The organism is Microcoleus sp. Pol17C6, assembly GCF_036701145.1.
In the GTDB taxonomy this organism is placed as follows: Bacteria; Cyanobacteriota; Cyanobacteriia; order Cyanobacteriales; family Microcoleaceae; genus Microcoleus.
This window is the reverse complement of sequence record NZ_JAUBQH010000003.1, coordinates 237,513-243,782: the sequence shown is the minus strand read 5'-3', so window position 1 is coordinate 243,782 and position 6,270 is coordinate 237,513. Positions and strand designations below refer to the sequence as shown.

The 6,270-nt window shown below is 46.1% G+C and carries 2 protein-coding genes; both read right to left on the bottom strand.

The window, feature by feature from the left end:
* Positions 1 to 319: 319 nt before the first annotated feature.
* Positions 320 to 1,675 carry an aspartate aminotransferase family protein gene (locus QUA25_RS03100; RefSeq protein WP_333035479.1) on the bottom strand — a complete coding sequence of 452 codons (1,356 nt, stop codon included), beginning with the start codon at positions 1,673 to 1,675 and terminating at the stop codon, positions 320 to 322.
* Positions 1,676 to 1,734: 59 nt separating this feature from the next.
* Positions 1,735 to 6,075: an amino acid adenylation domain-containing protein gene (locus QUA25_RS03095; protein ID WP_333035477.1), complete on the bottom strand. Its 4,341-nt coding sequence runs from the start codon at positions 6,073 to 6,075 to the stop codon at positions 1,735 to 1,737.
* Positions 6,076 to 6,270: the final 195 nt, after the last annotated feature.

The window sequence follows — 6,270 nt, the reverse complement described above, 5'->3', positions numbered from 1 at the left end:
ACACTAAAAACTCCCAAACGATTGCACGGCAATCGTTTGGGAGTTTCTTGTTGCCGAATCTATCTTCCTTTACCTCTCCTTGAATATCTGCGGAATGTGGGATGCAACGCACAGACATTTAAACCCACATTCCGCAACCCCCAACGGGCAGCGTACATGGATTGAGTAGATCAAAGTGAATCATCCGAGACAATGGTAAGTAGAAATATTCTATAATTTCTGTCCCTAACGCTCACCCAGTTCTCCATTCCTGAAAATTGAGGTTCGGAGGTGAGTTAAATCTGATTCCGTTAAAAATGCGCGATATCAAAAACCAAGTTTATTGCTGAATCGGGAAAAAGCCTCCTTCCCGCATTTCTTGAATGCTCTCTTTAACCGCCTGAATGATGCGATCTGTGTCTTCATTAGTGTGAGCGGTGGAGAGAAAGCAGCTACGACCTTCGCATATAAAAATACGCTTTTCGATTAAGTGAAAAAGTAGTGGATCTATCTGAACGGAGGCAACAGCGCGAAATTGCGATCCGAAATTTACAAGCCCTAAAGAGACTTCATTTTCTTTGAAGTAAGCATTCAGGGTTTCAACTAGCTGCGAAGTTCGCTGATTCAACTGCTGCTGAAGGGTTGGGCCTTGACTTTTCAGATAGCGCAGCACGGAACGCGCAGCGGCCAGAGCAAGTGGGTGCTTGCAAAAAGTGCCGGCAAAAATTGTTGTTTTTACCTGGGGATAGGAATCATCGCCGTAGTTCCACAAACCGCCGTCAATTTTATCCATATAAGCAGCTTTTCCAGCGATAATTCCAATGGGCATACCGCCCCCGACAATTTTACCGTAAGTTGCAATATCTGCCTCAATGCCAAACCACGCCTGCGCGCCGCCTTGATGAATTCGGAAACCGGTGACCATTTCATCAAAAATCAGCGCAATTTCTGATTCTTTTGTTAATTGCCTGAGTTGCTGGAGAAATTCTTTAGGTTGCAAATCGAGACGGCGGCTTTGCACCGGCTCCACGAGAACCGCCGCTAATTCGTGCTGATGAGCTTTGATAATTTCCAGGGCATGAGGGCTTCCGTAATCCAAAACTAAAACATCTTCAATAAAATTAGCGGGAATTCCTGGCGCTTTTGGAATGAGGCGTAAATCGCCATCTATCTTTTTTAGAACTGCCAGAGTTCCGTCAAAATGACCGTGATAAGAACCAGAAAACAAAGCAATTTTATTGCGTTTAGTTGCCGCTCTAGCTAATCGTAGAGCTGCCATCACCGCTTCAGTGCCGGTATTAGAAAAAGCGACGCGCTCCATTCCCGTTAGTTCGCAGATTAATTCTGCAACTTCTCCGGCAAGTTCTGCTTGAGCACCAATTTGCACGCCGCGATCGAGTTGCTCGAATAGGGCTTCTTTAATAAAGGGCGGATTATGACCGAAAAGATTGATGCCAAATCCCATCGTGATATCGATGTATTCGTTGCCATCAACATCCCACATTTTAGAGCCAAGCGATCGCTCGGCGACAATAGGATAAAACATCTCCTTGACGGGAAAGCGAAACCCATCAGAAGCCCGATTGTCAGCGAGAACCGGACGGTATTTTTGCGCGAAATTCTTAGAGGTCTTTGTGCGATCGGTGTAGCGCTCAATCAGCGCTTTCATGTGTATGTGCTGTAATTGTTCCTTCATTTTGAATTCTCCAGAGAGTGAGCTAGGTAAGGGCGCAAAGCATTGCGCCCTTACAGGTTTTAATTGCGGCTACCTATCAAGCCACAATCGACGAGATAAGAAAAATAAGTCCGAAACAAACTCGCATCCGCTTGCGGGCAGATAATGTCCGTTCCAGAAAGTCCCTTCAAGGCATTCTGGCAATCGAATTGCAGCGTCGCAGATTTAGGCATTTCTGCTTCCGAAACTTTTTCGGAGAAAAGACCGACAAGTGGATACAACGCATTTTCTGGAGAAGATCCAGCGCGATTGATTATTTCTGCTTGCCAAGTCTCAGAAGAAACTCGTTTGATTGGATAACCCATTGAGCCAATCCAGCCAAGCAATTCACTCATTTGAAACGACTGAGTGTTGACTAAATGAAAAGTTTTTCCGAGCAATTCTTTTTGGCTCGAAAGATGAACGATCGCTCTGCTCACATAGTCAACAGGCGCTACATTCATCAGCTTATCGTCATCGGGCGCACATCCAAGTTGCACGCAACCAGCCATTAACCTGTACAGTAAATCGCTGGGATTGCAGGCCCCTGTTTGGCTGTCCCCAGAAATGCGGCCTGGCCTGTAAATGCTAACAGGAATGCCGCGATCGCGCGCGACCTCTACTAACTTTTCTGCCACCCATTTAGTCTGAGTGTAAGCACCTTTGAGATTCTCTCCCGGAGTGAGTTCATCCTCCTCTCGCACGACTTTAATCCCAGATTCTCCCCTTGCCGAGAAAACGGAAATTGTAGAAATTAAATGGACTGGTTTTAGCTTACTTTGACTCGCCAATCTCAGAACTTCCTGAGTCCCCAAAACGTTAGCGGGTTTGAGAACCGAGTAGGGATAAGTAAACTTGACAAACGCGCCATTGTGGTAAATGACATCAATTTTACTGGCTAAAACTCGGAACTGCTCCTCGGAAAGCCCCAAAAGCGGTTGAGACAAATCTCCAGCAATTGGGATAATGCGATCGCTGCTGCTTTCATCCCAAATTAAATAGGATTCGAGACTGCTTTGAATCCGCTTTTTAGCTGATTCTGAATCGGCAGAACGGACTAGGCAATAAATTTTTGCTTGAGTTTGTTGCAAGAGATCGCGGAGTAAAAAGGCTCCCAAAAAGCCCGTCGCCCCTGTTAAGAGTATGCAAGCTGGTTCAGTTTTTGGCTCGCTCAATGGAGTTGCAGGGCGAATTGCCGGATCTAAAACAACTTCAGCGTTAATATCGAAACTTGCAGTGCGATCGCCCGCTGTGTTGCCCCCTTGTTGGATTTCGATTTTTTCAGCTAAACCAGCTACAGTAGGAGCTTCAAACAAAACGCGCAAAGGCAATTCCACCTGAAAAGATTCTCGCACTTTGGCTAACAACTGAGTAATCAGTAATGAGTGTCCCCCCAATTCAAAGAAATTGTCGTGAATTCCTACCTTTTTAAGGTTGAGAAGCTGGCTCCAAATTCCGGCAAGAATCTCCTCACCGGGAGTGCGAGGGCCTACAAACGTATCTGTAAAATTGGCTGCTACGGACGGTGCAGGAAGCGCTTGACGGTCTATTTTGCCATTGGGAGTCAGTGGCAGCGCTTTCAGAACCACAAAAGCAGAAGGTATCATGTATTCGGGCAGCTTTTCTTTGAGGAATGAACGGAGGCTTTCAATCAGTTGTGAGTCCTGAACGCTGAGTTTTGAGTGAGAAACGATATAGGCGACTAAACGCTGATTCCCCGGTTCATTTTCCTGAAGTAAAACGGCTGCCTCGCGTACAGAGGGATGATGAGACAGACCCGCCTCAATTTCCCCTAATTCAATGCGGAAACCTCGCAGCTTTACTTGGCGATCGACGCGACCGATAAATTCTATATTTCCGTCTGGCAAATAGCGAGCTAAGTCGCCAGTTTTGTAAAGTCGAGTTTCCGGTTCCTGAGTCAATGACTTGCAAATGAATTTTTCTGCGGTGAGTTCTGGTTGGTTTAGATAGCCACGAGCCAATCCTGCCCCAGCAATATATAATTCACCGGCTACTCCTACAGGAACCGGCTGCAAGTGCGAATCGAGCAAATAAATCTGCGTGTTGGGTAGCGGGCGACCTAAAGGAACTGTCTGGGAAATGCGATCGCCTTGCATTCGTACCTGATAAGTCAGCACGCCTACAGTTGTTTCTGTCGGCCCGTAATGGTTGAATACCGAGCAGTCTGGATTGTATTTCTGAATTGTTTCAATTAAATTCCACATCAAAGGCTCACCGCCGAGAATTAATCGCTTTTTCGGTAAGATTTGCGAGGCGTTAGAAGCGCTCAACAAAGCTTGTAAGTGAGAGGGAACAATTTTAAGACAATCGATAGAATGTTGCTGAAAATAAGCCGCCATTGCTTGAGGATCTGTTGCGCGTTCTTGAGAGATGATGTGCAGGCATCCACCCGAACACAAAGCAGGAAAAATAACGGTGTTTCCCAAGTCGGCGGCGAAGGTAGAAACGGTGGCATAATTTGCACCTGATGGCAGGTTTAATTTTTCCTGAATTCCGTGCAGGTAATTGAGCAGTTGCCCATGTTCAATCGCGACTCCTTTGGGGGTGCCGGTGGAACCGGAGGTATAGATAATGTAAGCTAAATTTTCCGGAGAAGCAGAGACGAAAGTAGTAGGAGAAAAAGAGGGAATGTCTTTATCTAAGCAGACGATATATGCCTTAGTTTCAGGCAAAATTGTGATGAGATGCTGTTGGGTTAACAGCACTGGAGTCTGAGCATTTTGCAGCATCAATGCTAGGCGCTCTTTGGGCATGGCTGGGTCGAGCGGTAGGTACGCGCCACCTGCTTTGAGGATGCCTAGAATTCCAGCGATCGCCTCTAAAGAGCGATCGACGCAAATGCCGACAATCACCTCTGGTTTTATGCCTAATTGTTGCAAGTAATGGGCGATTTGGTTAGCGCGGGCGTTGAGTTCGCTGTAGGTAATTTGCTGATTTTCACAAACAGCAGCTATACGGTTGGGCGATCGCTCTGCTTGTTCTTCAAAGAGCTGGTGAACGCACTTATCGAGCTGGTAATCTGCTTTTGTGCTGTTGAATTCTACTAATAATTGATTTCGGGCGCGATCGCTCAGCATTTGGAGCTTGCCGATTGCGGTTTGTGGGTTGGTGGCTGCACTTTGCACTAAGGCGTAAAATTGCTCTGCCAAGCACCGGATACTGTTGTCTGCCAGGAAGATAGGATCGTAGTGAAACTCAGCGGCGAGCGAGTCTTTTTGGCGGTGGCAAGAGAGTTTAACTTTGAAGCGATCGCAGCACGCATACTGCTTGTAAATCGAAAAAAATACGCCACTAGCCGAATGCTTTCCGAGTTGTTCCTCAAACTCGAAACCAAATGGAAAGCCGGAAGAGTTGCCTAGATATTCGTGGGAGAAATATTCTTGATACTTGTATGCCTCGCGTTCTTCCTGCTGAATTTGCTGCAAGGTTTCCGCGAAGGAAAAGTTTTCTGTTAGTTGGCCCTGCAGCGGTAAAAATTTGGCAAACAGCCCAAGCGCTGGCTCTAGTTCTTCGTATTTTCGACCGTCGAATGCCACGCCAACAGCGATTTCTGATTGGCCAATCAGCCGCCAGAGCAAAATTTTCCAGCAAGCGAGCAAGAATGTAGAAAGTGAGGTGTTGTACTGGCGGGCGAGATCTTCCACTTTTGCCAGCAAAGCTAACTCTAATTTGACCTCAAAAGCTTGGGGAGTAAATTGAGCTGGCGCGTTAATTAATCTATTTTCAAACGGCAACCTTAAACTCGCTAGCGCTGAAAAATTATGCCCAGTCCAGTATTCTTTTCCCTCCGCCGCTTCCTCATCTTCGAGCAATTCATTTTGCCATTCGGAAAATTGAATGTATTGCACAACTTCATCGGTAATTTCTTCGCCGTGAAGGCAGGCGGCATAGCACTGGCTGATTTCTTGAACCAGATTTTTTAGTGTGCGACTATCGGCGCACAGTGCGGGCAAACTAACCAGTAAAATATGCCTTTCCGAGGAAAGTGTAATTAAAGACAAGTGCCAAACAGGATTGCGAGCGAAGTTGAATAAAGCGCTCTTTTCTTGCTGAAAAATATCTTCTAGTTTGGCTTCTTGCTCCTGGGGATTTACTTCACTTAAGTTAACCCAGTTCCACGAAACAGAGCTATGTTCGGAGATAACTTGTATAGGAATTTTTAGCCCGGCTTTTCGCTGAAAGCTTGTGCGGATAATTTCGTGACGGTCGCTAACTTTTTCTAAAGCTTTCTTTAGGCGATGGGCTTGAAGACTTCCCTCGATCGAAATAGCGGATTGAATGCGATAAGCAGGGCTGTCTTGCTGCAACAGCCACAGATAGTTTTGCTGGGGTGAAAGCCGAAATCCATTAATTGTTTGCATTGTTCCTATTTATCAAACCACTACTTTATTCTCGTTACCTTGGCCTGGAAGAGATGATATCAAATCCGTTAGCATCGGAATAGTAAATTCGAGTTCACTGTTGACGGTTGACTGGTGACGCCGTGAACAGTCAACCGTCAACAGTCAACCGTCAACAGTCAACATCATTCCGGTGTAACCGGAAATGATATGAGA

Excerpts from the sequence above, each read along its gene's own strand:
- QUA25_RS03100 (WP_333035479.1), bottom strand. The coding sequence starts at position 1,675 with ATGAAGGAACAATTACAGCACATACACATGAAAGCGCTGATTGAGCGC.
- QUA25_RS03095 (WP_333035477.1), bottom strand. The coding sequence starts at position 6,075 with ATGCAAACAATTAATGGATTTCGGCTTTCACCCCAGCAAAACTATCTG.